At 70.5% G+C, this 21,807-nt stretch carries 24 protein-coding genes; 17 read left to right on the top strand and 7 right to left on the bottom strand.

The window, feature by feature from the left end:
- Positions 1 to 22 precede the first annotated feature (22 nt).
- Positions 23 to 1,642, bottom strand: coding sequence for an MFS transporter (locus ABZ396_RS11440; RefSeq protein ID WP_358919730.1), 1,620 nt, complete (start codon positions 1,640 to 1,642; stop codon positions 23 to 25).
- Between the two features lie 66 nt (positions 1,643 to 1,708).
- On the opposite strand from ABZ396_RS11440, the gene ABZ396_RS11445 reads away from it, so the two are divergent.
- The 3 genes from ABZ396_RS11445 to ABZ396_RS11455 all read left to right on the top strand — a co-directional run bounded on the left by ABZ396_RS11445 (position 1,709) and on the right by ABZ396_RS11455 (position 4,577).
- Positions 1,709 to 2,335, top strand: coding sequence for a TetR family transcriptional regulator (locus ABZ396_RS11445; protein WP_358919732.1), 627 nt, complete (start codon positions 1,709 to 1,711; stop codon positions 2,333 to 2,335).
- A 102-nt stretch (positions 2,336 to 2,437) separates the two neighbouring features.
- A complete protein-coding gene (locus tag ABZ396_RS11450) occupies positions 2,438 to 3,655 on the top strand; it encodes an alpha/beta hydrolase (RefSeq protein ID WP_358919734.1) in 1,218 nt (405 codons plus the stop codon).
- Between the two features lie 67 nt (positions 3,656 to 3,722).
- A complete protein-coding gene (locus ABZ396_RS11455; protein ID WP_358919735.1) occupies positions 3,723 to 4,577 on the top strand; it encodes a DUF4429 domain-containing protein in 855 nt (284 codons plus the stop codon).
- A 7-nt stretch (positions 4,578 to 4,584) separates the two neighbouring features.
- Here ABZ396_RS11455 and ABZ396_RS11460 read toward each other — a convergent pair whose 3' ends face one another.
- Positions 4,585 to 5,052 carry a MerR family transcriptional regulator gene (locus ABZ396_RS11460; protein ID WP_358919737.1) on the bottom strand — a complete coding sequence of 156 codons (468 nt, stop codon included), beginning with the start codon at positions 5,050 to 5,052 and terminating at the stop codon, positions 4,585 to 4,587.
- 106 nt (positions 5,053 to 5,158) lie between these two features.
- Between ABZ396_RS11460 and ABZ396_RS11465 the strand changes: the two genes are divergently transcribed.
- Both ABZ396_RS11465 and ABZ396_RS11470 read left to right on the top strand, forming a co-directional pair.
- Entirely contained in the window at positions 5,159 to 5,629 is a 471-nt protein-coding gene (locus ABZ396_RS11465) for a GNAT family N-acetyltransferase (protein ID WP_358919739.1), read from the top strand.
- A gap of 19 nt (positions 5,630 to 5,648) precedes the next feature.
- The gene (locus tag ABZ396_RS11470; protein WP_358919741.1) at positions 5,649 to 6,488 is read left to right on the top strand and encodes a serine hydrolase domain-containing protein; all 840 of its coding nucleotides are present in this window, start codon (positions 5,649 to 5,651) and stop codon (positions 6,486 to 6,488) included.
- A 96-nt stretch (positions 6,489 to 6,584) separates the two neighbouring features.
- Here ABZ396_RS11470 and ABZ396_RS11475 read toward each other — a convergent pair whose 3' ends face one another.
- Complete coding sequence (locus ABZ396_RS11475) at positions 6,585 to 7,238, bottom strand: pirin family protein (RefSeq protein WP_358919743.1); 654 nt, start codon at positions 7,236 to 7,238, stop codon at positions 6,585 to 6,587.
- A gap of 87 nt (positions 7,239 to 7,325) precedes the next feature.
- Between ABZ396_RS11475 and fasR the strand changes: the two genes are divergently transcribed.
- The 5 genes from fasR (at position 7,326) to fabF (ending at position 12,296) form a co-directional block, all read left to right on the top strand.
- Positions 7,326 to 8,516 (top strand): fatty acid biosynthesis transcriptional regulator FasR, encoded by a 1,191-nt coding sequence (gene fasR, locus ABZ396_RS11480; RefSeq protein WP_358919874.1) that lies wholly within the window; start codon positions 7,326 to 7,328, stop codon positions 8,514 to 8,516.
- A gap of 89 nt (positions 8,517 to 8,605) precedes the next feature.
- A complete protein-coding gene (locus tag ABZ396_RS11485) occupies positions 8,606 to 9,526 on the top strand; it encodes an ACP S-malonyltransferase (protein WP_358919745.1) in 921 nt (306 codons plus the stop codon).
- A gap of 17 nt (positions 9,527 to 9,543) precedes the next feature.
- Positions 9,544 to 10,575 (top strand): ketoacyl-ACP synthase III, encoded by a 1,032-nt coding sequence (locus ABZ396_RS11490; RefSeq protein ID WP_358919747.1) that lies wholly within the window; start codon positions 9,544 to 9,546, stop codon positions 10,573 to 10,575.
- A 92-nt stretch (positions 10,576 to 10,667) separates the two neighbouring features.
- Positions 10,668 to 10,916, top strand: a complete 249-nt coding sequence (locus ABZ396_RS11495) for an acyl carrier protein (RefSeq protein WP_358919749.1) — start codon at positions 10,668 to 10,670, stop codon at positions 10,914 to 10,916.
- Positions 10,917 to 11,033: 117 nt separating this feature from the next.
- On the top strand, positions 11,034 to 12,296 hold the full coding sequence (gene fabF, locus ABZ396_RS11500; RefSeq protein WP_358919751.1) for a beta-ketoacyl-ACP synthase II: 1,263 nt from the start codon (positions 11,034 to 11,036) through the stop codon (positions 12,294 to 12,296).
- 97 nt (positions 12,297 to 12,393) lie between these two features.
- Here fabF and ABZ396_RS11505 read toward each other — a convergent pair whose 3' ends face one another.
- Positions 12,394 to 12,888 carry a DUF3145 domain-containing protein gene (locus tag ABZ396_RS11505; RefSeq protein WP_358919753.1) on the bottom strand — a complete coding sequence of 165 codons (495 nt, stop codon included), beginning with the start codon at positions 12,886 to 12,888 and terminating at the stop codon, positions 12,394 to 12,396.
- Between the two features lie 253 nt (positions 12,889 to 13,141).
- Here ABZ396_RS11505 and ABZ396_RS11510 point away from each other — a divergent pair, with 253 nt between their 5' ends.
- From ABZ396_RS11510 to ABZ396_RS11525, 4 genes are all read left to right on the top strand, one after another.
- On the top strand, positions 13,142 to 14,041 hold the full coding sequence (locus ABZ396_RS11510; RefSeq protein WP_358919755.1) for an SGNH/GDSL hydrolase family protein: 900 nt from the start codon (positions 13,142 to 13,144) through the stop codon (positions 14,039 to 14,041).
- A 76-nt stretch (positions 14,042 to 14,117) separates the two neighbouring features.
- Positions 14,118 to 15,092 (top strand): aldose epimerase family protein, encoded by a 975-nt coding sequence (locus tag ABZ396_RS11515; RefSeq protein ID WP_358919757.1) that lies wholly within the window; start codon positions 14,118 to 14,120, stop codon positions 15,090 to 15,092.
- A 322-nt stretch (positions 15,093 to 15,414) separates the two neighbouring features.
- Positions 15,415 to 15,663: a hypothetical protein gene (locus ABZ396_RS11520; RefSeq protein ID WP_358919759.1), complete on the top strand. Its 249-nt coding sequence runs from the start codon at positions 15,415 to 15,417 to the stop codon at positions 15,661 to 15,663.
- Between the two features lie 91 nt (positions 15,664 to 15,754).
- Complete coding sequence (locus ABZ396_RS11525) at positions 15,755 to 16,990, top strand: pyroglutamyl peptidase (protein ID WP_358919761.1); 1,236 nt, start codon at positions 15,755 to 15,757, stop codon at positions 16,988 to 16,990.
- Here ABZ396_RS11525 and ABZ396_RS11530 read toward each other — a convergent pair.
- Positions 16,980 to 17,771, bottom strand: a complete 792-nt coding sequence (locus tag ABZ396_RS11530) for an EI24 domain-containing protein (protein WP_358919763.1) — start codon at positions 17,769 to 17,771, stop codon at positions 16,980 to 16,982. The genes ABZ396_RS11525 and ABZ396_RS11530 overlap by 11 nt on opposite strands.
- Positions 17,772 to 17,813: 42 nt before the next feature.
- Between ABZ396_RS11530 and ABZ396_RS11535 the strand changes: the two genes are divergently transcribed.
- Both ABZ396_RS11535 and ABZ396_RS11540 read left to right on the top strand, forming a co-directional pair.
- Complete coding sequence (locus ABZ396_RS11535) at positions 17,814 to 18,257, top strand: VOC family protein (RefSeq protein ID WP_358919765.1); 444 nt, start codon at positions 17,814 to 17,816, stop codon at positions 18,255 to 18,257.
- A 211-nt stretch (positions 18,258 to 18,468) separates the two neighbouring features.
- Positions 18,469 to 19,629 carry a serine hydrolase domain-containing protein gene (locus tag ABZ396_RS11540; RefSeq protein WP_358919767.1) on the top strand — a complete coding sequence of 387 codons (1,161 nt, stop codon included), beginning with the start codon at positions 18,469 to 18,471 and terminating at the stop codon, positions 19,627 to 19,629.
- Positions 19,630 to 19,702: 73 nt separating this feature from the next.
- On the opposite strand, the gene ABZ396_RS11545 is transcribed toward ABZ396_RS11540, so the two are convergent.
- Positions 19,703 to 20,122, bottom strand: a complete 420-nt coding sequence (locus ABZ396_RS11545) for an organic hydroperoxide resistance protein (RefSeq protein ID WP_358919769.1) — start codon at positions 20,120 to 20,122, stop codon at positions 19,703 to 19,705.
- A 94-nt stretch (positions 20,123 to 20,216) separates the two neighbouring features.
- Positions 20,217 to 21,215 (bottom strand): NADP-dependent oxidoreductase, encoded by a 999-nt coding sequence (locus ABZ396_RS11550; protein WP_358919771.1) that lies wholly within the window; start codon positions 21,213 to 21,215, stop codon positions 20,217 to 20,219.
- Positions 21,216 to 21,355: 140 nt separating this feature from the next.
- On the opposite strand from ABZ396_RS11550, the gene ABZ396_RS11555 reads away from it, so the two are divergent.
- Positions 21,356 to 21,805, top strand: coding sequence for a MarR family transcriptional regulator (locus ABZ396_RS11555; protein ID WP_358919773.1), 450 nt, complete (start codon positions 21,356 to 21,358; stop codon positions 21,803 to 21,805).
- The last annotated feature ends 2 nt before the right edge of the window (positions 21,806 to 21,807 follow it).

Below are 21,807 nucleotides of genomic sequence, written 5' to 3' on the forward strand. Positions count from 1 at the left end.
CATATCGGTTCGGTGCTCTGGGCTAGATGTGCCCGACGCCTTGGCCGGCGTCCGCGTTCTCGCCGCGCTTGGTGAGCAGCGCGACCAGGATCGCGACCGCCGCCACGCCCGCCGCGACCAGCGAGGCAAGGCTCATACCGGAAATGAAGGTGTCGTGGGCGACGCCGGAGATCTTCGCGGCGATCGCCTCGGGCGTGCCCTTGGCGACCGGAGCGACACCGACCTGGACCGCCTCGGAGGCCTGGGCCAACTGCGCCGAGGTCAGCTTCGGCAGACCCGCGTCGGCCCAGTTGCCCGGCAGGTCGCTGTCGACCTTGGAGGCCATCACGGCGCCGAGGACGGCCGTACCGAGACTGCCGCCGATCTGCATCGCGGCCTGCTGGAGACCGCCGGCCACACCGGACAGCTCCATCGCGGCGTTGCCGACGATGACCTCGGTGGCGCCGACCATGACCGGCGCGAGGCCAAAGCCGAGCAGGGCGAACCAGATGGACATCGCCGCGCTGCCGGTGTCCGCCTTGAGGGTGGACATGCCGTACATGGCGATCGCGGTGGCCGCCATGCCGCCGGCCAGCGGGATCCGCGGGCCGAGCTTGGTGATCGCGGCGCCGGCCAGCGGGGAGCCGACGATCATCATGCCGGTGAGGGGGAGGAGATGGAGGCCGGCGTCGACCGGGTCCATGCCGTGGACGTTCTGCAGGTAGAACGTCACGAAGAACAGGCCGCCCATGAAGGCGATGGCCATCAGGACCATCAGGACGACGCCCGCGGAGAGCGGCACCGAGCGGAACAGGGCGAGCGGGATGAGTGGTTCCTTGACCCTGGTCTCCCAGAAGGAGAAGAGGGCGAAGCCCAGGACCGACACGGCGATGAACGTCCAGGTCTTGCCGTCGCCCCAGCCCCAGGTCGGTGCTTTGATGAGCGCCCAGACCAGGCAGAACATCGCGCCGGAGAGCAGGGCGATGCCGAGCAGGTCGAAGGAGCGCGGGGCGTTCTCGGCCCGGTGGTCGAGCAGGATCAGGACACCGAGGACCAGGGCGAGCAGGCCGACCGGCACGTTGATGAAGAACACCGACTGCCAGCTGACGTGCTGCACCAGCACACCGCCGAGGATCGGGCCGCCCGCGGTGGAGGCGCCGATGACCATGCCCCAGATGCCGATCGCCATGTTGAGCTTCTCGGCCGGGAAGGTGGCCCGCAGCAGGCCGAGCGCGGCCGGCATCAGCAGCGCGCCGAACAGGCCCTGGAAGACACGGAACGTGACGACCAGGCCGATGCTGTCGGACAGGCCGATGGCGCCCGAGGCGGCGGCGAAGCCGACGACGCCGATCAGGAAGGTCTGCCGGTGGCCGAAGCGGTCACCAAGCTTGCCCGCGGTGATCAGGGATACCGCGAGGGCGAGGAAGTAGCCGTTGGTGATCCACTGCACCTGGGCGAAGGTGGCGCCGAGGTCCTTCTGGATCGCCGGGTTGGCGATGGCCACGATGGTGCCGTCGAGGGCGACCATCATGACCCCGACGGCTACGGTGATCAGGGTGAACCAGGGGTGGCCGCGCAGGCCGGAGGCCGGCGGCTGTTCCGGCAGGGCTGCTGGTGCCTTGTCCCCCGACCCCGCCGGGTTCATCGTGGTCTGACTAGTCATACGGTCGAGGCTAGTGACAGTCACTGACAGTTGACAAACGAATTCACTAGTCAGTAACTGTCAGGCATGGAAACGTTGCGCGAACGCAAGAAACAGCGCACCCGGGACGCGCTGCTGCGGAACGCGCTGGAGCTGTTCGCGACCCAGGGCTACGAGCACACCACCGTCGACGAGATCGCCGAGTCCGTCGACGTCTCGCAGCGCACCTTCTTCCGCTATTTCGCCAGTAAGGAGGACGTCGCCTTCTTCGTGCCGCGGCTCACCGAGGCGCACTACGTCGAGGCGGTACGCCGGCGCCCGGCCGAGGAGCCCCCGCTGGAGGCGCTGCGCCGGTCCGTCATGGACAGCTGGGACACCATCGAGCAGGCCGTCGAACAGTACGTCCCGGTCGAACTGCTCATGCGCACGTACAAGATGATCGAGGCGACCCCGGCCCTGCACGCCGCCCATCTGCGGCGCCAGTCGCAGACGGAGGAGGAGATCGCGCGGATCGTCGCCGAGCGGGAGGGCGTCGACCCGGACACCGACCCCCGGCCCCGGCTCGTGGTCGCCGTGTTCGGCGCGGTCATCCGGGTGACCGAGCGGCACTGGTCGGTCGGCGACGACTTCAGCGTCACGGCCATCCGCGAACTCACCGCGTCGTACCTCGATCAGGTGGGACCGGCGCTCACCGGGAACTGGCGCGACAGCTGAGACAGGCCGCTCGGGGCCTAGATCGACCACTCGTTCGCCAAAACGTGATAACTGTCACTCGGTTACCGCGAGACCCCTTCGTTCTCCTAGTGTGTCCTCCCAGTGACTTCCTTCGACACCTCCCCGCCACTGAACGTCTGGCGCGCACTGCTCGCTCTGGCCGTGGTGTTCGTGATGCTCGCGACCACCGGCTGGACGGCCATGCGCACGCACCGCGAGACCACCGCCCTGCAGACCTCCCTCGACAAGTGGGAGCACGGCAGCGTCCACGGTCTCCACCTGCCGGACCCGGAGGCGTCCCCCGCGCGGCTCACCCGTTTCTTCGCCGCGCTCACCGCGCACGAGCGCGACCGGCTCGTCCACCGCTACCCGCTCGCGGTCGGCAACATGAACGGCGCCCCACCCGGCCTGCGTTACCGGGCCAACCGCATCGCCCTCGACGAACAGCGCGCCGTCGAGACGGAACGTATGCACGACCCACGGCTCACCGCGGCCGGGCAGCAGGACGCGGGCCGCCGTATGCACCGCTACGAGGCGCTGACAGCGAAGGGCCGGCAGATCCTCGCCTTCGACCCGGACGGCACCGGCCGGGTCGCCGAGGTGTTCGGCGACCTCGGCAGGGCCGAGCGGATCTCCGTCGTCGTGCCCGGCGTCGACACCGACCTGCTCACCTTCCAGCGGACGTACCGCCGGTACACCGCACCGGTCGGCATGGCCAAGGCGCTGTACAAGGCGGAGCGCACGGCGAGCCCCTCGACCCGTACGGCGGTGATCGCCTGGGCCGACTACACCGCGCCCGCCGGCCTCGGCGTGGGCGCGGCGACCGGAATGGCCGCCGAGCAGGGCGCCGTACGGCTCAACGCGCTGCTGCGCGGGCTGCCCGGTGAGGCGCCGGTGTCGATGTTCTGCCACAGCTACGGCTCGGTGGTCTGCGGAGTGGCCGCTCGCGGCATGCCGGGGCGGGTGTCCGACATAGCGGTGGCCGCGAGCCCCGGGATGCGGGTCGAAAGGGCCTCACGCCTGGGCACCTCGGCCCGGGTGTGGGCGATGCGGGACGCCACCGACTGGATCCAGGACGTCCCCTATATGGAGCTCGGCGGACTCGGCCACGGCGCCGATCCCGTCTCCCCCTCCTTCGGGGCGCGGGTGCTGTCGGCACGCGACGCACAGGGACACGCCGGCTACTTCGAGCCCGGCACGGACAGCCTGCGCAACCTCGCCGACATCGGGGTTGGCGCATATGACGCGGTGACGTGCGCCCACCACGATGACGGGTGCCGGGCGGGTTTGTCCGGCACGACGACGGCCGGACGCGCGTAGAGACAGCAGGAAGTGCGGTATGCGCGGGGATGGGACTGAGAAGCACGTGCCGCATACGATGAGCCGCATGGGTGACGTACTGGCCGGATTTCATGCCGCCTGGGAGTTCGAGTCCGACTCCGTGCTCATCCGCTACGAACGGGGGATTCGAACACCCAGGCTCTTCCAGACCCTGGGTGAACGCCGGGTGCCACTGGCCGCGCTGGAGGGCGTGACGATCACGCCCGGCAGACGGGGCACGGTCGTACTGAAGGCCCAACCGCGCCCCGGGGCGGATCCGTTGATGGAGGCGGCAGCCGGTCAGCTGAAGGACGGCAGCGACCCGTACCGGCTGGTGCTCCCCGCCGAGCGGGAGACCCTCGCGGAGTACTACGCCGACGAACTACGGCCGCTGCTCACCGAGACCGGACCGGCCGAGAGGTTTCTGGTGGCCGCGCCCGAGGCGCCCCGGCAGTTCAAGGCGTACGACGGCAAGGCGAGCTTCGACGGCAAGGCCGTGCACTTCCGGTGGTCGTGGACGGGCGCGTCGACGGCCAAGTGGAAGGCCGGCGACCAGCGCTTCGCCGTGGCCGACCTGGGGGGTGTGGAGTGGCGGTCCCCGGAGGTCTTCGAGGGGCATCTGCGGCTGCTGCGCCGCGGGGACCTCGCGGGGGCGGCGCCGGCGACCCCGGCCGACCAGGATCCCGCGACCGTGGTGTTCGGGCTCGGGTACGGGCCGGTGCACGAGTCGTTGCCGTTCGCGGCGGCGGTCCTGGAGGCGGTGCGCGCGAAGGGGGCGGCCGCGGTGCCGACGTCGGCGGGCCGGCGGGACCCGGCCGACATCGCGGAGCGGATTCGCCATCTGGGCGAACTGCATCAGGCGGGGCTGGTCACCGACGAGGAGTTCTCCGCCAAGAAGGCGGAGCTGCTGGCGGAGCTGTGACGGCGCCTCAGCTCCCGCCCTTCTCGTAGAAACTGATCTTCCGGTCCAGCACTGACAGCGTGTCGTGCAGCTCGGCGATGCGGGCCAGGACGTCTCTTCGTGTCTGTTCCAGCAGCTCCCGGCGCTCCGGGTAGGTGCCGTCGCCCTCCCGCACCAGCTCCGCGTACCGGACCATGTCCGCCACCGGCATCCCGGTCAGCCGGAGCTTGGTCACGAAGTCCAGCCAGTCCAGGTCGCTGTTGCTGTAGCGGCGCTGGCCGGTGTTGGAGCGGTCGATGTGGGACATCAGGCCGATCCGCTCGTACCAGCGCAGGGTGTGGGCGGTCAGTCCGGTGAAGGCGACCACCTCGCTGATCGTGTAGCGGTCCTGGCCCTCGGGGCGCGGATGCTTCCGGGGTGCGGCGGTACAGCTGTCGGCGAGCGTGGAGCCTTGCTGCTGGGTGGGCGTCGCGGTCGAGGTCTGCATCACCGTCATGAGCCAACGCTATGACCTTGGAGTGCGCTCCAAGCAAGCGGAAGCCTGTAAGTGAGTAAGAAATGCGCGCGACGGAGGGGACGGCCGATGACTACCGTGCGCTGGTATGAGTCTCGTACGCCGTGCCAGGCCCGAGGACGCACCGGAAGTGCTGCGTCTGCGCCAGGTCATGATCGACGCACTGCCCGGTGGGGACGCCTCTACCCACTGGCACGCCCTGGCGCTGCCCGGGCTCCGGGAGAGACTGGGTGAGCCGGACGGGGACTTCGCCGCGTTCGTCGTCGACCACCCGGACCGGCCGGAGGCGCTCGCGGCGCTGGTCGCCGGGACGGTCGACTACCGGATCGGCAAGGCCGGCAACCCGCACGGGCGCGCCGGGTACGTCTTCAGCGTGGCCACCGACCCGGACGCGCGGCGCCGCGGGTACGCGCGCGCGTCCATGGCGGAACTGCTGGCCTGGTTCCGCGAGCGGGGCGCCGGGCAGGTCATGCTGACCGCGTCCGCCGAGGCCGAGCCCCTCTACGCCGCGCTCGGCTTCGTCCACAAGCCGGACCCCACGATGACCCTGACGCTCTGAACCGCTTAGGGTCGTCGGCATGTCCTTGCAGAGCCTTGCGTTGATCGAGAACTGGCCGGTTCCCACCGCCGCGGCCGGTGCCGTACGGGCCGACGGGACGGTCCTGGGCACCCACGGTCCGGACGGGCAGCGCTTCCCGCTGGCCTCCGTGACCAAGCCGCTCGCCGCGTACGCGGTGCTCGTCGCGTACGAGGAGGGGGCGGTCGAACTCGACGAGCCGGCCGGGCCCGAGGGGTCGACGGTACGGCATCTGCTCGCGCACACCTCGGGGCTGGCCTTCGACGAACACCGGGTGACGGCGCCGCCCGGGGAGCGGCGGCTGTACTCCAACGCCGGGTTCGAGGTGCTCGGCGACCATGTCGCCAAGGCGACGGAGATCCCGTTCGCCGAGTATCTGCGGCAGGCGGTGCTGGAGCCGCTGGGCATGACGTCGACGTCGCTCGAGGGGTCACCGGCGAAGGACGGCATGTCGTCGGTGTCCGACCTGCTCCGCTTCGCGGCCGAGCTGCAGGCGCCGAGGCTGCTGGATCCGCGGACGGTGGCGGAGGCCACGCTGACCGTCCAGTACCCGGGGACGAAGGGCGTGTTGCCCGGGTACGGCCACCAGAACCCGAACGACTGGGGGCTGGGCTTCGAGATCCGGGACGCCAAGTCACCGCACTGGACGGGTGCTTCGTCCTCGCCACGGACGTTCGGTCACTTCGGCCAGTCCGGCACGTTCCTGTGGGTGGACCCTGACGCGGGTGCGGCGTGCGCCGCCCTGACGGACCGGGCGTTCGGGCCCTGGGCGGTGGATGCGTGGCCGGTGTTCACGGATGCGGTGCTGACGGAGCTGCGCGGCACGACTGCCCGCAGCTAGGAAGCTGACGCGGCCCCTTCAGGGGCGCGGGGCCGTACCGAGCTGCGGCTCCGCCGCGTGGGCGCGACCAGCCCACACCGGCCCGCAGCCGAAGCGCTACTCAGCCATCTCCCACAACAACAACTCGGCCCTTGTCACGCCCTCCGCCTCCAAGTCCTTCGCCCCCGCCACCCGCACCGAATCCCCCGGCCCCAACTCCACCCCGGCCACCCGCACGTCCCCCCGCACCACGTGCACATACACATACGCCCCGTCCGGCACCGCCGTCCGCTCCCCCGCCCCCAGCCGGCGGACGTGCAGCATCGCCCCGGCCTCCGGGACCGCGTACGGCGTGGAGTCGGCGATGCCCCGGACGATCTCGTACGACGGTTCGCCGCCGGGAGCCACCGGTGCCAGCCACATCTGCACGAACGTCAGGGGGACCTCGGCGTCGTTGCGCTCCACATGGCGGACGCCTCCCGCCGAGCTGAGGCGCTGGACGTCCCCCCGGCGCACCACCGTCTCGTTGCCCTCCGAGTCGCGGTGGGTGAGCTCGCCCTCGACCACCCAGGTCACGATCTCGGTGTGGCTGTGCGGATGCTCGTCGAAGCCGGCGCCCGGTGCCAGGCGCTCCTCGTTGCACGCGATGACCGCGCCGAAGCGGAGGTTGTCGGGGTCGTAGTGCGGGCCGAAGGAGAAGGCGTGGCGGGAGTCGATTCCAGTGGCCGGGTCTCCTCCCGGGTAGCGCTCAGCTGCGCGCCGTACGTCCATCACGGAACCACCGTAGACCGCGGTCGGCACCCGGCGGCGCACGCTCCCGTCCGGATAAGGCAGTCTTGTCCCGTGCCCGAACCCGTAATGCGCAAGTCCGACCCCTCGGCTCATGTGGTCCACTCGCACTCCGCGACCCTGAAGCGGCTGGAGAAGTCATCCGGCAGTCTCGCCGCCCAGGCCATCGCACGGATGGACGAGACCCTGCCGTGGTACCGGGCCATGCCCCCGGAGAACCGCTCCTGGATCGGGCTCGTCGCGCAGGCGGGTATCGCGGCCTTCACCGAGTGGTTCCGGCACCCCGATGCTCCTCAGGCCATCTCCACCGATGTCTTCGGGACCGCTCCGCGCGAGCTGACCCGGGCGATCACCCTGCGGCAGACCGTGGAGATGGTGCGGACGACCATCGAGGTCATGGAGAGCGCCATCGACGAGGTGGCGGCTCCCGGCGATGAGAGGGTGCTGCGGGAGGCGTTGCTCGTCTACGCCCGTGAGATCGCCTTCGCCACCGCCCAGGTGTACGCCCAGGCCGCCGAGGCACGGGGTGCCTGGGACGCGCGGCTGGAGTCGCTGGTCGTCAATGCCGTGCTGAGCGGGGAGGCCGACGAGGGGGCGGTGAGCCGGGCCGCCGCTCTGGGGTGGAACTCTCCAGAACATGTGTGTGTCGTGCTCGGGACCGCGCCCGACGGGGACAGCGAGCTGACCGTGGAAGCCATTCGGCGCGCCGCCCGGCACGCCAAGTTGCAGGTGCTCACCGGCGTGCTCGGGGACCGGCTCGTCGTCATCGCGGGGGGCAACGACAACCCGCTGGCCGTCGCCAAGTCGCTGATCGGGCCTTATGCCGCCGGGCCGGTCGTCGCGGGACCCGTCGTAGCCGATCTGCTGGCCGCCACCCGGTCCGCGCAGGCCGCCGCCGCGGGGCTCAAGGCCTGTTCCGCCTGGCAGGACGCGCCGCGGCCGGTGCTGGCGGACGATCTGCTTCCGGAGCGTGCCATGGCGGGCGATCCGGGCGCGCGCGAGCAGTTGGTGGAGGAGATCTACAGACCGCTGGAAGAAGCCGGCTCGGCGCTCCTGGAAACGCTCAGCGTCTACCTGGAACAGGCCAGCAGTCTGGAGGGCGCGGCCCGGATGCTCTTCGTCCACCCGAACACCGTGCGCTACCGGCTCCGACGTGTGACTGACGTCACGGGATGGTCACCCTCCGATGTACGATCCGCCTTCACGCTGCGGATCGCGCTGATCCTGGGGCGTCTGGTCGATGGAGATCCCCAGCCATAGGATTTTGTCGGGGGCCCACAAAAGCCCCTCCTGTTCTTCGTCCCTGTCCCCACGGGCGGCCGTGGGGTTCCCCAAGAGAGAGTGTGAGAGTGCTCGTACTCGTCGCTCCCGGCCAGGGCGCCCAGACCCCTGGCTTTCTGACTCCCTGGCTCGAACTGCCCGGTGCCCAGGACCGTTTGCGTGAATGGTCCGACGCCATCGGGCTCGATCTGGTGCACTACGGCACGAACGCCGACGCGGACGAGATCCGGGACACCGCGATCGCGCAGCCGCTCCTCGTCGCCGCCGGGCTCCTGTCCGGCGCGGCACTCGGTGCCATGACGGACATCGCGCCGGGCGCGGTCGCGGGGCACAGCGTCGGCGAGATCACCGCCGCCGCCTTCGCGGGCGTCCTGGACGACACCGACGCGCTCCGCCTGGTACGCAAGCGCGGCAGGGCGATGGCCGAGGCCGCCGCGATCGCCAAGACCGGTATGTCGGCGCTGCTCGGCGGCGACCCGGACGTCTCGGTCGCGCACCTGGAGAAGCTGGGCCTGACTCCGGCGAACATCAACGGCGCCGGCCAGATCGTCGCCGCCGGCACCCTGGAGCAACTCGCCGCGCTGAGCGAGGACAAGCCCGAGGGCGTCCGCAAGGTCGTCGCCCTCAAGGTCGCCGGCGCCTTCCACACGCACCACATGGGCCCCGCGGTCGACAAACTGGCCGAGGCCGCCAAGGAACTCTCACCCGCCGATCCCAAGCTCACCTACGTCTCCAACAGGGACGGGCGGGCCGTCGCCACCGGCGGCGAGATCGTGGAGCGTCTGGTCGGGCAGGTCGCCAACCCGGTCCGCTGGGACCTGTGCATGGAGACCTTCAAGGAGCTCGGCGTGACCGCGCTCCTGGAGGTGTGCCCCGGCGGCACCCTGACCGGCCTGGCCAAGCGCGCGTTGCCCGGTGTGAGGACGCTGGCCCTGAAGACCCCCGACGACCTCGACGCGGCCCGCGAGCTCATCGCCGAGCACAGCTGACTTAGGAGCCCACTGCGATGTCGAAGATCAAGCCCAGCAAGGGTGCCCCGTACGCGCGCATCCTCGGCGTCGGCGGCTACCGCCCGACCCGTGTGGTGCCGAACGAGGTGATCCTCGAGACGATCGACTCCTCCGACGAGTGGATCCGGTCGCGCTCCGGCATCGAGACCCGGCACTGGGCGAGCCCAGAGGAGACGGTCGCCGCGATGTCGATCGAGGCCTCCGGCAAGGCGATCGCGGACGCGGGCATCGACGCCGAGCAGATCGGCGCCGTGGTCGTCTCGACCGTCTCGCACTTCAGCCAGACCCCGGCCGTCGCGACCGAGATCGCCGACAAGCTGGGCACCGCCAAGGCGGCCGCCTTCGACATCTCCGCCGGCTGCGCGGGCTTCGGCTACGGCCTGACGCTCGCCAAGGGCATGGTGGTGGAGGGCTCCGCCGAGTATGTGCTCGTCATCGGCGTGGAGCGGCTCAGCGACCTGACCGACCTGGAGGACCGGGCCACGGCCTTCCTGTTCGGTGACGGCGCGGGAGCGGTCGTGGTCGGCCCCTCCCAGGAGCCGGCGATCGGCCCGACCGTGTGGGGCTCCGAGGGCGACAAGTCGGAGACCATCAAGCAGACGATCCCCTGGGACCGTTTCCACTTCGGTGACAGGGCCGGGCTTCCGCTGGACAGCCAGGGCAACGTCAAGTTCCCGGCGATCACGCAGGAGGGCCAGGCGGTGTTCCGCTGGGCCGTGTTCGAGATGGCGAAGGTCGCTCAGCAGGCGCTGGACGCGGCCGGGATCAGCGCGGACGACCTGGATGTCTTCATCCCGCACCAGGCCAATGTGCGGATCATCGATTCGATGGTGAAGACTCTCAAGCTGCCGGAGCATGTCACGGTCGCCCGTGACATCCGCACCACCGGCAACACCTCGGCCGCCTCGATCCCGCTCGCGATGGAGCGGCTCCTGGCGACCGGCGAGGCGAAGAGCGGCGACACCGCGCTCGTCATCGGGTTCGGGGCGGGTCTCGTCTACGCCGCCACTGTCGTTACCCTCCCCTAGGCACTCCGTGCCGGATCATGCAGTCCGGTACCGGAAACGCCGCCAGCAAGACCGCAGCAACCGTCTGGAACATCTAAGAAGGAGCGCCTGACATGGCCGCCACTGAGAAGGAGATCGTCGACGGTCTCGCCGAGATCGTGAACGAGATCGCCGGGATCCCCGCGGAGGACGTCCAGCTGGACAAGTCCTTCACCGACGACCTGGACGTCGACTCGCTGTCCATGGTCGAGGTCGTCGTCGCCGCCGAAGAGCGCTTCGACGTCAAGATCCCGGACGAGGACGTCAAGAACCTCAAGACCGTCGGCGACGCGACCAACTACATCCTCAAGCACCAGGCCTGAGTTACTCGCCGGGTCTCGGGCGGCACGCCCGAGTTCCCGGCCGGCTCCCAGGCTGCGAGGCCCCGCCACCCGGCGGTGGCGCCGTCGAATCCCGTATCCGTTGGAGAAAGAATTCCCGTGAGCCCGACCAATCGCACCGTGGTCGTCACCGGTATCGGCGCAACCACACCGCTGGGTGGCGACGCAGCTTCGTTCTGGGAGGCCCTGGTCGCCGGCAAGTCCGGTGTCCGCCTCCTGGAGCAGGACTGGGCGGCCGAGCTGCCCGTCCGTATCGCGGCGCAGATCGCCGTCGAACCGGGCGAGATCATCCCGCGCCCGCAGGCCCGCAGGCTGGACCGGTCCGCGCAGTTCGCGCTGATCGCCGCCAAGGAGGCCTGGAAGGACGCCGGCTTCACCGCCAAGGCCGGTGAGGACTCGTCCGCCAACCCCGACCGGGTCGGCGCCGTCATCGCCTCCGGCATCGGCGGTGTGACGACCCTGCTCGACCAGTACGACGTGCTCAAGGAGAAAGGCGTACGCCGTGTCTCCCCGCACACCGTGCCGATGCTGATGCCCAACTCGCCGGCCGCCAACGTCGGTATCGAGCTGGGTGCGCGGGCCGGTGTGCACACGCCCGTCTCGGCCTGCGCCTCCGGCGCCGAGGCCATCGGGTACGCCATCGAGATGATCCGCACCGGGCGTGCGGACATCGTCGTGGCCGGCGGCACGGAGGCGGCGATCCACCCGCTGCCGATCGTGGCGTTCGGCAACATGATGGCGATGTCCAAGAACAACGACGACCCCGAGGGCGCGTCGCGTCCCTACGACTCCGGCCGTGACGGCTTCGTCCTCGGTGAGGGCGCGGGCGCGATCGTCCTGGAGTCCGAGGAGCACGCGAAGGCACGCGGGGCGCGCATCTACGTCGAGGCGCTCGGACAGGGCATCTCGGCCGACGCGCACCACATCACGCAGCCGGAGCCGTCGGGCAACGGCATCGCGCACGCGCTGCAGAACCTGCTCGACAACACGGACCTGAAGCCGGCGGAGATCGTGCACGTCAACGCGCACGCGACGTCGACGCCGCAGGGTGACGTGGCCGAGATCAAGGCGCTGCGGAAGGTGTTCGGCGACGACGTCGACCACATGGCCATCTCGGCGACCAAGTCGATGACGGGTCACCTGCTGGGCGGTGCCGGTGGTATCGAGACCGTCGCGTCGATCCTGGCGCTGGTGGACCGCACGGCTCCGCCGACGATCAATGTCGAGAACCTCGACCCCGAGGTGAACGCCGACGTGGTGCAGGGTGAGGCCCGTCAGCTGCCCGAGGGGCGGATCGCCGTGCTGAACGACTCGTTCGGGTTCGGTGGGCACAACGTGGTGCTCGCGTTCAGGACGCTCTGAGAAACGCCGCTTCAAGGCTTGTGGCCCGGACTCTGGTGAAGAGTCCGGGCCACAGTCCGTCGTCGTCGGCCGACGGCTGGTCAGGCGGGCCAGAAAATCAAACCACCTGATGCAGCCAGCGCACCGGAGCGCCCTCTCCCGCGTACCTGAAGGGCTCCAGTTCGTCGTCCCAGGGCTTGCCGAGGAGCTTGGCGATCTCGGCCTCCAGGACCGTCTCCCCGCGCTGTGAGCGCGTCATGGCCGCCCTCAGGCGGTCCTCCGGGATCAGGATGTCGCCGTGGATTCCGGTGACCGCGTGGAAGATGCCGAGGTCGGGGGTGCAGCTGTAGCGCTCGCCCTCGGCCTTCGCACAGGGCTCGGCCGTGACCTCGAAGCGCAGCAGGTGCCAGCCGCGCAGTGCCGACGCCAGTTTGGAGGCGGTGCCGACCTCGCCCTGCCAGGAGAACTCGGAGCGCCAGGTGCCGGGGGCCGCCGGCTGCCGGATCCAGTCGAGGTTGACGCGCGTGCCGAGCACCCCGGCGACGGCCCACTCGACGTGCGGGCACAGCGCGCGCGGCGCGGAGTGCACGTACAGAACTCCACGTGTCGTCACCGGAACCTCCGGGCAGAGCGGGACATCTTGCTGGCTGGCTGGCGGCAGTGGCACGACGGCCGCGTTGATGGCGAGGCTACCGTGCGGCGACGCAAGGAGTGTGACGTACCGTCGGTCCCACTGCCAGGAAACCTCTGCCATTCACCCAGGGGGACGCTTGTACGGGGGTGGACCGTTGCAGGGCCGGGGGGTGGGAACTCCCGTGCGTTGTTATGAAGGGGACGAACCAGCCTACGGAGAGGACCAGCGGGGTATGCGCAAGCAGCGACGCCGGCGTTCGCGTGCCCTGATCGGTGTCGTCGCCGCGACCGCCGCGCTGGGGCTGGCCGGGTGCGATGTCATCGGCGGCTCCTCCTCGGCGGCGCGCGACGCCAGGACGCGTGCCTCGCGGGCCGCGCAGGTGTGGGACCGCAGTCCGGCCTCGATCGCGGCCGTCGGCGACTCCATCACGCGCGGCTTCGACGCGTGCACGGTGCTCTCGGACTGCCCGGAGGTGTCCTGGGCGACGGGCACCAGTGACCAGGTGGACAGCCTGGCGGTACGGCTGCTGGGGCGGGCGAAGGCGGCCGACCGCAGCTGGAACTACGCGGTGACCGGCGCCCGGATGGCGGACCTGTCCGGCCAGATGGCCGACGCGGTCGTCCGCAGGCCGCAGTTGGTGACGGTGATGGCGGGGGCCAACGACGCCTGCCGGACGTCGGTGTCCGCGATGACGTCCGTGGCCGACTTCCGCGCCCAGTTCGAGGACGCGATGGGCACCCTGCGCAGGTCGCTGCCGAAGACGCAGGTGTACGTGTCGAGCGTGCCGAACCTGAAGCGGCTCTGGTCTCAGGGGCGGACCAGTCCGCTGGGCAAGCAGATCTGGAAGCTGGGTATCTGCCCGTCGATGCTGGGCGACGCGGACAATCTGACCAGCGCGGCGACCGTGCGCCGGGACAGGGTGCAGCAGCGGGTCGAGGACTACAACAAGGTACTGGAGGAGGTCTGCGCCAAGGATCGGCGGTGCCGTTTCGACGGCGGGGCCGTGTACGCGTACCGCTTCGGCACGGATCAGTTGAGTCACTGGGACTGGTTCCATCCGAGCACCGACGGCCAGTCGAAGCTCGCCGCGATCGCCTACCGGACCATCACGGCGGCGGACCCGGTGTCCTAGGGCCTGTTGCCGGGCGTCGCGGGGCAGGCGGGACTTCCGCAACAGGCCCTAGACCCCTTGGCTTAGGGTTTCCCACATGAGCGAACTTTTCGGCACACTTTCCGACGGCACCGAGGTGCACCGCTGGACGCTGGAGCGCGCGGGGACACGGGTGCGGGTCCTGTCGTACGGCGGAATCGTACAGTCGGTCGAGGTCCCGGACCGGGACCGGCGGACCGCGGACGTGGTGCTGGGGTTCGCCGGCCTGGATGATTACCTGGAGCACCCGGGCCCGTACTTCGGAGCCCTGGTCGGCCGGTACGCCAACCGGATCGCGCAGGCCCGCTTCCCGCTGGACGGGGCGAGCTACGCCCTGGAGCCGAACAACGGGACCAACTCCCTGCACGGCGGCACCCGCGGCTTCGACAAGCGGGTGTGGGAGGCCGAGGGCGTCGAGCACGGGGTACGGCTGACGCGGGTGAGCCCGCACGGGGAGGAGGGCTTCCCGGGGCGGCTGGAGGTCACCGTGACGTACACGTTGGACTCCTCCGGCGCACTGCGCATCTCCTACGAGGCGGTCACCGACGCGCCGACCGTCGTGAACCTCACCAACCACAGCTACTTCAACCTCGCGGGCTCCGGGAACGCGGGCGGCCAGGAGCTCCGGATCGCCGCCTCGCGGTACACCCCCGTCGACGGCGACCTGATCCCGACCGGGGCCTTGGAGGACGTCTCCGGGTCTCGTTTCGACTTCCGTACGGCCCGCAAGGTGGGCTCCGGCTACGACCACAACTTCGTCCTCGACAAGGGCGTCACCGACACCCCGGCCGAGATCGCCGAGCTGCACGACCCGACCACCGGCCGCACCCTCACCGTGGCCACCACCGAACCCGGCGTCCAGCTCTACACGGCCGAGCACCTGACCGACCCCTTCGCCCCGGGCGACGGCATCGCCCTGGAGACCCAGCACTTCCCGGACTCCCCCAACCGCCCGGAGTTCCCGAGCACCCGCCTCGACCCGGGCGCGGTGTACCGCTCGGAGACGGTGTACGGCTTCGGGGTGCGGGACTGACGGCCACAGACGCAAGCCCCGGTCCAGGGGTCAGGTCCCGGACCGGGGCTGCTCAAGGGGGACTTTTCCCGGATCAGACCTTAGTCATGGCTGTGAGACGGCGTCCGCTCATCGAGCGCCCCACAGCAATCCCGTACCAACCCTTCACAAACACCCACGAGCCACCCCACATCTCGAACGCCCGGCACGGGAAGGCCTCCCCGACGCCTCGTTCCTTAGGGCGCTGCGGGGGGCGGCCGCCCCTGTCCCGGGTTGGGTACGGGTACTCAGGCGCTCCCCCGCCGCCGGGACGACCATGAACTGTATGAGGTGGAGAAACACCGTGACAGTGCTCGCGCTGCTTCCCGTCAACCTCCTTGCCGTCGGGTACGGGTGGCTGGCCGCCGGGATGACGGGGTGGGCGGCGAGCTGGGACGCGGAGTCGTACGAGCCGCCGCTGACCGAACTGGGTGCGGCGGCCGGGGTGGTGGCGGCCGTCGGGGTCGTGCTGTGGCTGGCCCGGCTGCGCGGGGCGGCGCTGTGCCAGTTGGTCCCGCTGCTGGCACTCGTGGCGCTGATGATGTCCCCCTGACGCACGGACACCATGGCGTGGACCTGTGCGGGCAGGCGATACTGCGGCCGTCCGGCACCACGCACCCCACTGCGACGGAGGGCCAACCCCAGTGACTTCCCTACGCGTTCGGATCGGCGTTCTCGGAATCGCCTTGATTGCCGGGGCACTTGCCCCCACTGCCGCGCACGCCGCGACCGCCCCCTCCGCCACCGTCGAGGAGCAGCGGCTCGACAAGGCGGTGCCGCAGGAGATACTCCGGCGGTCCGGGTTCGCCGACGTGGCACCGGAGCTCGCCAGAGCACTCAGGAACGCGCACTCCTCTGCGCAGGCCCGCCAGTTCGTCGTACGGGAAGGGACCGCGTTGTGGCGGCGGGCCGTGGACCGGGCGCAGGGGCGGGGGCCGGTCTCCGGTGATCTCAGCCAGGACGACGACCGGCCGCTGTACTGGGCGCGGCTCGGGATGACCCGGGAAGTGCGCACCTGGGAGCCGGGGTTCGGGGTGAGCGCGCGGCAACGGGCTGACCTGCTCGACGCGTTGGAGCGGACCTCGCGTGGGCAGACCGACATCCGCTATCCCGGCGCACACCTGAGGCGCATTCTCGTCACCGGGTTCGACCCGTTCACGCTCGACCGGGACATCCGGATCTCCAATCCGTCCGGGGCGAGCGCGCTGGCCCTCGACGGCACGGTCGTACAGACCGGGGAAGGGCCCGCGCGGGTGGAGACGGCCGTCTTCCCGGTGCGGTGGGACGACTTCGCGCAGGGGGCCGTGGAGCGGGCGCTGCGGCCGTATCTGCCGAAGGTGGACCTCTTCACGACGGTGAGCCAGGGGCGGGTGGGGCGGTTCGACGTGGAGCGGACCAACGGGGCCTGGCGGGGCGGCTTCCCCGACAACGCCAATGTGAGCCGGACCGAGACCGTCCCGGTCGGGGACCCGGCCTCACAGCCGCAGTGGACGACCACGACCCTGCCGTACGCCGCGATCGTGGCGGCGAAGACGGGGCGTTTCCCGGTGTACGACCACACCGAGGTGACCGAGATCCCGGCGGGGGGCGGCAACCCCGTCGTACGGGCGGACGGGCCCACCGCCGGGTCGACCGCGCGGGCCGGGGGCGGCGGGAACTACCTCTCCAACGAGATCGCCTACCGCGCCACCCTGCTGCGCGACCGGCTCGGGCTGCACGACACCCTGCCCGGCGGGCATGTGCACACGCCGGTGCTGGAGTTCGGCGCCGGGAACACCACCGAGGTGACCGACCCGGACTTCGTGCGGAACCGGGTGGACATCATCGAGCAGGTGCGGGCGATCGTGACCGTCGCGGCGGGCGCGTCCTTCAGGAAGTGACCGGCTGATCCTCGTGTTGCGGGTCCTGCGCCGCCGTCTCCTCGCCCAGCAGGTCGCGGGCGAGGAGCGTGGCGCCCGCGACCGCGCCCGGCATCAGGAACACCGCGACGAACGGGACCAGGAAGGCCAGGCCCAGCGGGGCGCCGAAGCCCCACACCAGGGTCTTTCGGGAGCGCAGCAGGGCGAGCCGGGCGCGGAGGTCGACGCCCCGGCGCTGGAGGGCGACGGCGGCGAGTTCCTCGGTGAGGAAGAAGCCGGTCACGAAGAAGCCGATGACCGGTACGACGGTCTGACCGACGAAGGGGAGGAAGCCGAGGACGAAGAGCAGCAGGCCCCAGAGGCCGGCGCGGACCAGGACGCGCAGGCTGTCGCGGGCCGAGATCCACAGCTCGCGCCAGAGCGGCAGCCCCGACTCGGGCGCGCTGCCGTCGGGCGAGACGTCCTGGTCGACCTTCTCGGAGAGGTTCTCGTAGAAGGGCTGGCCGATCAGCAGCGTGACGGCGGTGAAGGTGAGGACGGCGAGGAGGAGGCCGAGGGCGAACAGCACGGCGGTGAGGAAGCCCCGGAAGAGGCCGGGCCAGGGGCTGGACCAGTCGTCGGCGAACGGGGTGGCCCAGACGACGAAGTCCTCTCCCCATATCGCCAGGGCGACCAGCGCCGCCGCGTAGAGGACGAGGGTGATCAGGCCGGGCAGCAGACCGAAGCCGTACTGCTTGCCGTGCCGTCCGACCCATCGCTGGCCCTTGAGGAGATATCCGAAACCCACCCCGAGATCACGCATGGCGAAGACTTTACCGGGGTGGTCGGGGGGACAGTGGGGGGCATGAACGCAGACGACGCAGGCAGAAACAGCGGCGAGAACGTTCTCGGCCGGGGGCGGGTGGCCACCCGGCTGCCGGCCCTGGACCTGGAACGGGCCCGGCGGTTCTACTCCGAGGTGCTCGGGCTCGAACCCGTCGACGAACGGCCCGGCGGGCTGCTGTACCGCTGCGGCGGGACCGACTTCGCCGTGTTCCGGTCGACGGGGGCCTCGCCCGGCACCTTCACGCAGATGGGGTGGGAGGTCGAGGACCTGGACACGATCGTGGCGGAACTCCGGGAGCGTGGTGTGGTGTTCGAGGAGGTCGACGCGCCCGGGTTCCGTACCGTGGACGGGATCGCGGAGGTCGAGGGCAACTACCCGAGCAAGGGCGCGCGCGGGGAGCGCGCCGCCTGGTTCCGGGACAGCGAGGGAAACCTGCTCGGCATCGGCGAGCCCGTCCGATAGGCAGGCGTCGCCGCGACCACCATCCCCATGGCCCGCCGCCGGGCTGACCGACACCGGCACCCCGACCTCCGTCGCCCGTGCTGTTGAGTCGAACAGGTACGTCTCGCCGTACCGGTCTGAGGAACCAGCATCCGAAGGGAGAGTCCGCCCGGGTGGGTAGGGCGTTGTTCACAATGGGAGCTGCCCGCGGCGGCTCGGCTGAGGAGAGCGGATGACGCAAAAGATCACCGTCCGGGGCACGGTCGCGGAGGGCTTCGAGGCGGTGCGCGAGGAGTTCGCCGCCTTCGTCGCCGGCGAACCGGCCGACTACGAGGGACAGTTGTGTGCGTACGTCCACGGCCGGCGGGTCGTCGACCTGTGGGCGGGCGAGGGCGCCGACGGGGACTCCCTCTACGGCGTGTTCTCGTCCACCAAGGGCGCCGCGCACCTGGTCGTGGCGATGCTGGCGCAGGACGGCACGCTGGAGCTGGACCGCAAGGTCACCTACTACTGGCCGGAGTTCGCCGCTGAGGGCAAGGGCGCGCTGACCCTGCGGGAGCTGATCGCGCACCGGGCGGGTCTGATCGGCACCGACACCGGGTTCAGCCCGCAGGAGCTGACGGACGACCGGGCGATGGCCGAACGACTCGCCGACCAGCGGCCGTTCTGGCGCCCGGGCACGGCGTTCGGCTACCACGCCCTCGTCATCGGTGCGCTCACCGGCGAGGTCGTACGGCGCGCGACCGGCCGTACCCTTCAGGACGTGTACGAGGAGCGGGTCCGGGCGCCGTACGGCCTGGGCTTCTTCCTGGGTCTGCCGGCCGCGCACGAGCCGCGGTTCCGCACGACCCAGCCGATGCGGCCGACGCCGGAGCAGCAGGCGCTGCTCGACTCCGAGCTCTCCGGCCCGCGGACGCTCGCCGGGATCGCCTTCAACGAGCACACGGCCGACCCCACGGACCTGGCGGCCCTGCCCAACGACCCGCTGGTCCGTGCCAAGGGCCCGGCGTCGTTCGGCGGGGTGGCGTCGGCGCGCGGCCTGGCCGGGATGTACGCGGCGCTGCTCAGCGAGATCGACGGCAAGGCCCCGCTGCTGAAGGAGGACACGGTGGCGGAGTTCGGCCAGTTCCACTCCGTGGGCTACGACCTGGTGGCGCGCACCCACAAGTCGTACGGCCTGGGCTTCCAGGCGACGGCGGACACCTGGCACCCGTTCCTGGGCGCGGGCACGATCGGCCATAGCGGAGCGGCTGGCTCCCAGGCGTTCGCGGACCGGAGAAACGGGGTCGCCTACGGCTATACGAGGCGAAGGTTCGCGTTCCCGGGGGGAGCGGCACCGGAGAACGGCCGGTTGGCACTGGCGGTGCACAGGGCGGCACGTATCACGCGCTGAACGCGGCCCCCCAGGACGAGAGACCGCACCCCACGTCCAAGGGTGCGGCCTCCCCAGAGCGCAACGAGCGCCGTCAGACCAGCGTCACGCTGATGTTCCCGCGAGTCGCCTTCGAGTACGGGCAGACGCCGTGCGCCTGCTCCACAAGGTCACGGGCGACGCCCTCGTCGACGCCCGGAATCGCCGCGGAGATCTCCACGACGAGACCGAACCCCTCCTCGTTCTTCCCGAGCCCCACCTTCGCGGTGACGGTCGAACCGGAGATGTCGACCCCGGCCTGCCGGGCGACGACCCCCAGCGCACCTTGGAAGCACGCGCTGTACCCCGCGGCGAACAACTGCTCCGGGTTGGTCCCGGACCCGCTGCCGCCCATCTCCTTCGGCGGGTTGACGACGACGTCGAGCCGGCCGTCGTCAGTGGCGACCCGGCCGTCGCGGCCGTTCTCGGCCGTGGCGACGGCGGTGTACAGAACGTCGGACTGCTGTATGGGCATGCGGTTTCTTCCTCCTCGGCCCGCCGCGACTCGCGCCCACGATCGACGACGGTTTCGGAAAGAAGTTACCGCATGTCGGAAATCGTAGACAGCCCTACAGCTTGACGATCATCTTCCCTGTGTTGTCGCCGCGCAGGACCCCGAGGAACGCCTCCAGGTTGTTCTCGATGCCCTCGACGACGGTCTCCCGGTACTTCAGCTGCCCGGAGGCCACCCACGGGCCGACCTCGGAGACGAACTGCGGCTGCAGGTCGTAGTGGTCGCCGACCAGGAAGCCCTCGATCCGGCCGCGGGTCTGGATGAGACGGGCGAGGTTCTTGGGGCCGGGGACTGGCTCGGTGCTGTTGTAGACGGAGATCATGCCGCAGACGGCGATACGGCCGTCCCGGTTGAGCCGGCCGATGGCCGCCTCCAGGTGGTCGCCGCCGACATTGTCGAAGTAGACGTCGACGCCGTCCGGGGCGGCCGCGCGCAGCTGCTCGCCGACCGAGCCGTTCTTGTAGTTGAAGGCCGCGTCGAAGCCGTACTCCTCGACCAGCAGCTTGACCTTCTCGTCGGAGCCGGCCGAGCCGATCACCCGCGAGGCGCCCTTGAGCTTGGCGATCTGGCCGACCTGGCTGCCGACCGCGCCGGCCGCGCCGGACACGAAGACGGAGTCGCCCTCCTTGAAGGAGGCGGTACGCAGCAGGCCCGCGTAGGCGGTGAGGCCGGTCATGCCGAGGACGCCGAGGTACGTCGACAGGGGCGCGGCCTCCGCGTCGACCTTGACGGCGTTCTTCGCGTCCATGACCGCGTACTCGCGCCAGCCGAAGAAGTGCAGGACGTGGTCGCCTGCCGCGATGCCCTCGGCGTTCGACTCGACGACCTCGCCGACCGCGCCGCCCTGCATGACCTTGCCCAGCTCGAAGGGGGCGGCATAGGACTTGGCGGCACTCATCCGGCCGCGCATGTAGGGGTCGACGGAGAGGTACTCGTTCCGTACCAGCACCTGCCCCTCACCCGGCGTCGGAACCTCCGCCTCCACCAGGGCGAAGTCCTCCGGCTTCGGCCAGCCGACGGGACGGCTGATCAGGTGCCACTCGCGGTTGATCATGACAGTGCGCCTTTCCTCACTACTTCAGCAGCTACTTCAGCGACTACTTCTGCAACTACCTCAGGACAATGCTTCAGTATCTGAAACAACCATGCTCCTGAATATTTCAGGATGTCAAGTAACGCGGTACTCTTGAGCGCATGTCCTCCTCACAGTCCAGCCCAGCGAAGACCCGGCGCCCCGATGCCCTGACCCTGGAGGTCGTCGAGCTGATCGGGGACGTCGTGGCCCGTTTCTACGCGGACTACGAGGAGGCGGCGGGCGAACACGCGCTCACCGGGGCGCAGGCGCGCCTGCTCAGCCTGCTCTCGCTGGAGCCGCTGCCGATGCGGAAGCTGGCGCAGAAGCTGAAGTGCGAGCCGTCGAACGTGACGGGCATCGTGGACCGGCTGGAGGCGCGGGGGCTCGTGGAGCGGCGCCCCGACCCGGCCGACCGCCGGGTGAAGCTGGCCGCGGCGACGGACGAGGGCCGCCGGATCGCCCGCGACCTGCGCGAGGGGTTGCGCTTCGCGCGCGAGCCGCTGGCGGGGCTGTCGGAGGCGGAGCGGCTGTCCCTGCGGGATCTGCTGCGGCGGATGCTGGACGCGTAGCG

This window comes from Streptomyces sp. NPDC005866 (assembly GCF_040629895.1).
Taxonomy (GTDB): Bacteria; Actinomycetota; Actinomycetes; order Streptomycetales; family Streptomycetaceae; genus Streptomyces.

Excerpts from the sequence above, each read along its gene's own strand:
- ABZ396_RS11440 (WP_358919730.1), bottom strand. The coding sequence starts at position 1,642 with ATGACTAGTCAGACCACGATGAACCCGGCGGGGTCGGGGGACAAGGCA.
- ABZ396_RS11445 (WP_358919732.1), top strand. The coding sequence starts at position 1,709 with ATGGAAACGTTGCGCGAACGCAAGAAACAGCGCACCCGGGACGCGCTG.
- ABZ396_RS11455 (WP_358919735.1), top strand. The coding sequence starts at position 3,723 with ATGGGTGACGTACTGGCCGGATTTCATGCCGCCTGGGAGTTCGAGTCC.
- ABZ396_RS11460 (WP_358919737.1), bottom strand. The coding sequence starts at position 5,052 with ATGACGGTGATGCAGACCTCGACCGCGACGCCCACCCAGCAGCAAGGC.
- ABZ396_RS11465 (WP_358919739.1), top strand. The coding sequence starts at position 5,159 with ATGAGTCTCGTACGCCGTGCCAGGCCCGAGGACGCACCGGAAGTGCTG.
- ABZ396_RS11470 (WP_358919741.1), top strand. The coding sequence starts at position 5,649 with ATGTCCTTGCAGAGCCTTGCGTTGATCGAGAACTGGCCGGTTCCCACC.
- ABZ396_RS11475 (WP_358919743.1), bottom strand. The coding sequence starts at position 7,238 with ATGGACGTACGGCGCGCAGCTGAGCGCTACCCGGGAGGAGACCCGGCC.
- fasR (WP_358919874.1), top strand. The coding sequence starts at position 7,326 with ATGCGCAAGTCCGACCCCTCGGCTCATGTGGTCCACTCGCACTCCGCG.
- ABZ396_RS11490 (WP_358919747.1), top strand. The coding sequence starts at position 9,544 with ATGTCGAAGATCAAGCCCAGCAAGGGTGCCCCGTACGCGCGCATCCTC.
- ABZ396_RS11495 (WP_358919749.1), top strand. The coding sequence starts at position 10,668 with ATGGCCGCCACTGAGAAGGAGATCGTCGACGGTCTCGCCGAGATCGTG.
- ABZ396_RS11510 (WP_358919755.1), top strand. The coding sequence starts at position 13,142 with ATGCGCAAGCAGCGACGCCGGCGTTCGCGTGCCCTGATCGGTGTCGTC.
- ABZ396_RS11515 (WP_358919757.1), top strand. The coding sequence starts at position 14,118 with ATGAGCGAACTTTTCGGCACACTTTCCGACGGCACCGAGGTGCACCGC.
- ABZ396_RS11530 (WP_358919763.1), bottom strand. The coding sequence starts at position 17,771 with ATGCGTGATCTCGGGGTGGGTTTCGGATATCTCCTCAAGGGCCAGCGA.
- ABZ396_RS11535 (WP_358919765.1), top strand. The coding sequence starts at position 17,814 with ATGAACGCAGACGACGCAGGCAGAAACAGCGGCGAGAACGTTCTCGGC.
- ABZ396_RS11540 (WP_358919767.1), top strand. The coding sequence starts at position 18,469 with ATGACGCAAAAGATCACCGTCCGGGGCACGGTCGCGGAGGGCTTCGAG.
- ABZ396_RS11545 (WP_358919769.1), bottom strand. The coding sequence starts at position 20,122 with ATGCCCATACAGCAGTCCGACGTTCTGTACACCGCCGTCGCCACGGCC.
- ABZ396_RS11550 (WP_358919771.1), bottom strand. The coding sequence starts at position 21,215 with ATGATCAACCGCGAGTGGCACCTGATCAGCCGTCCCGTCGGCTGGCCG.
- ABZ396_RS11555 (WP_358919773.1), top strand. The coding sequence starts at position 21,356 with ATGTCCTCCTCACAGTCCAGCCCAGCGAAGACCCGGCGCCCCGATGCC.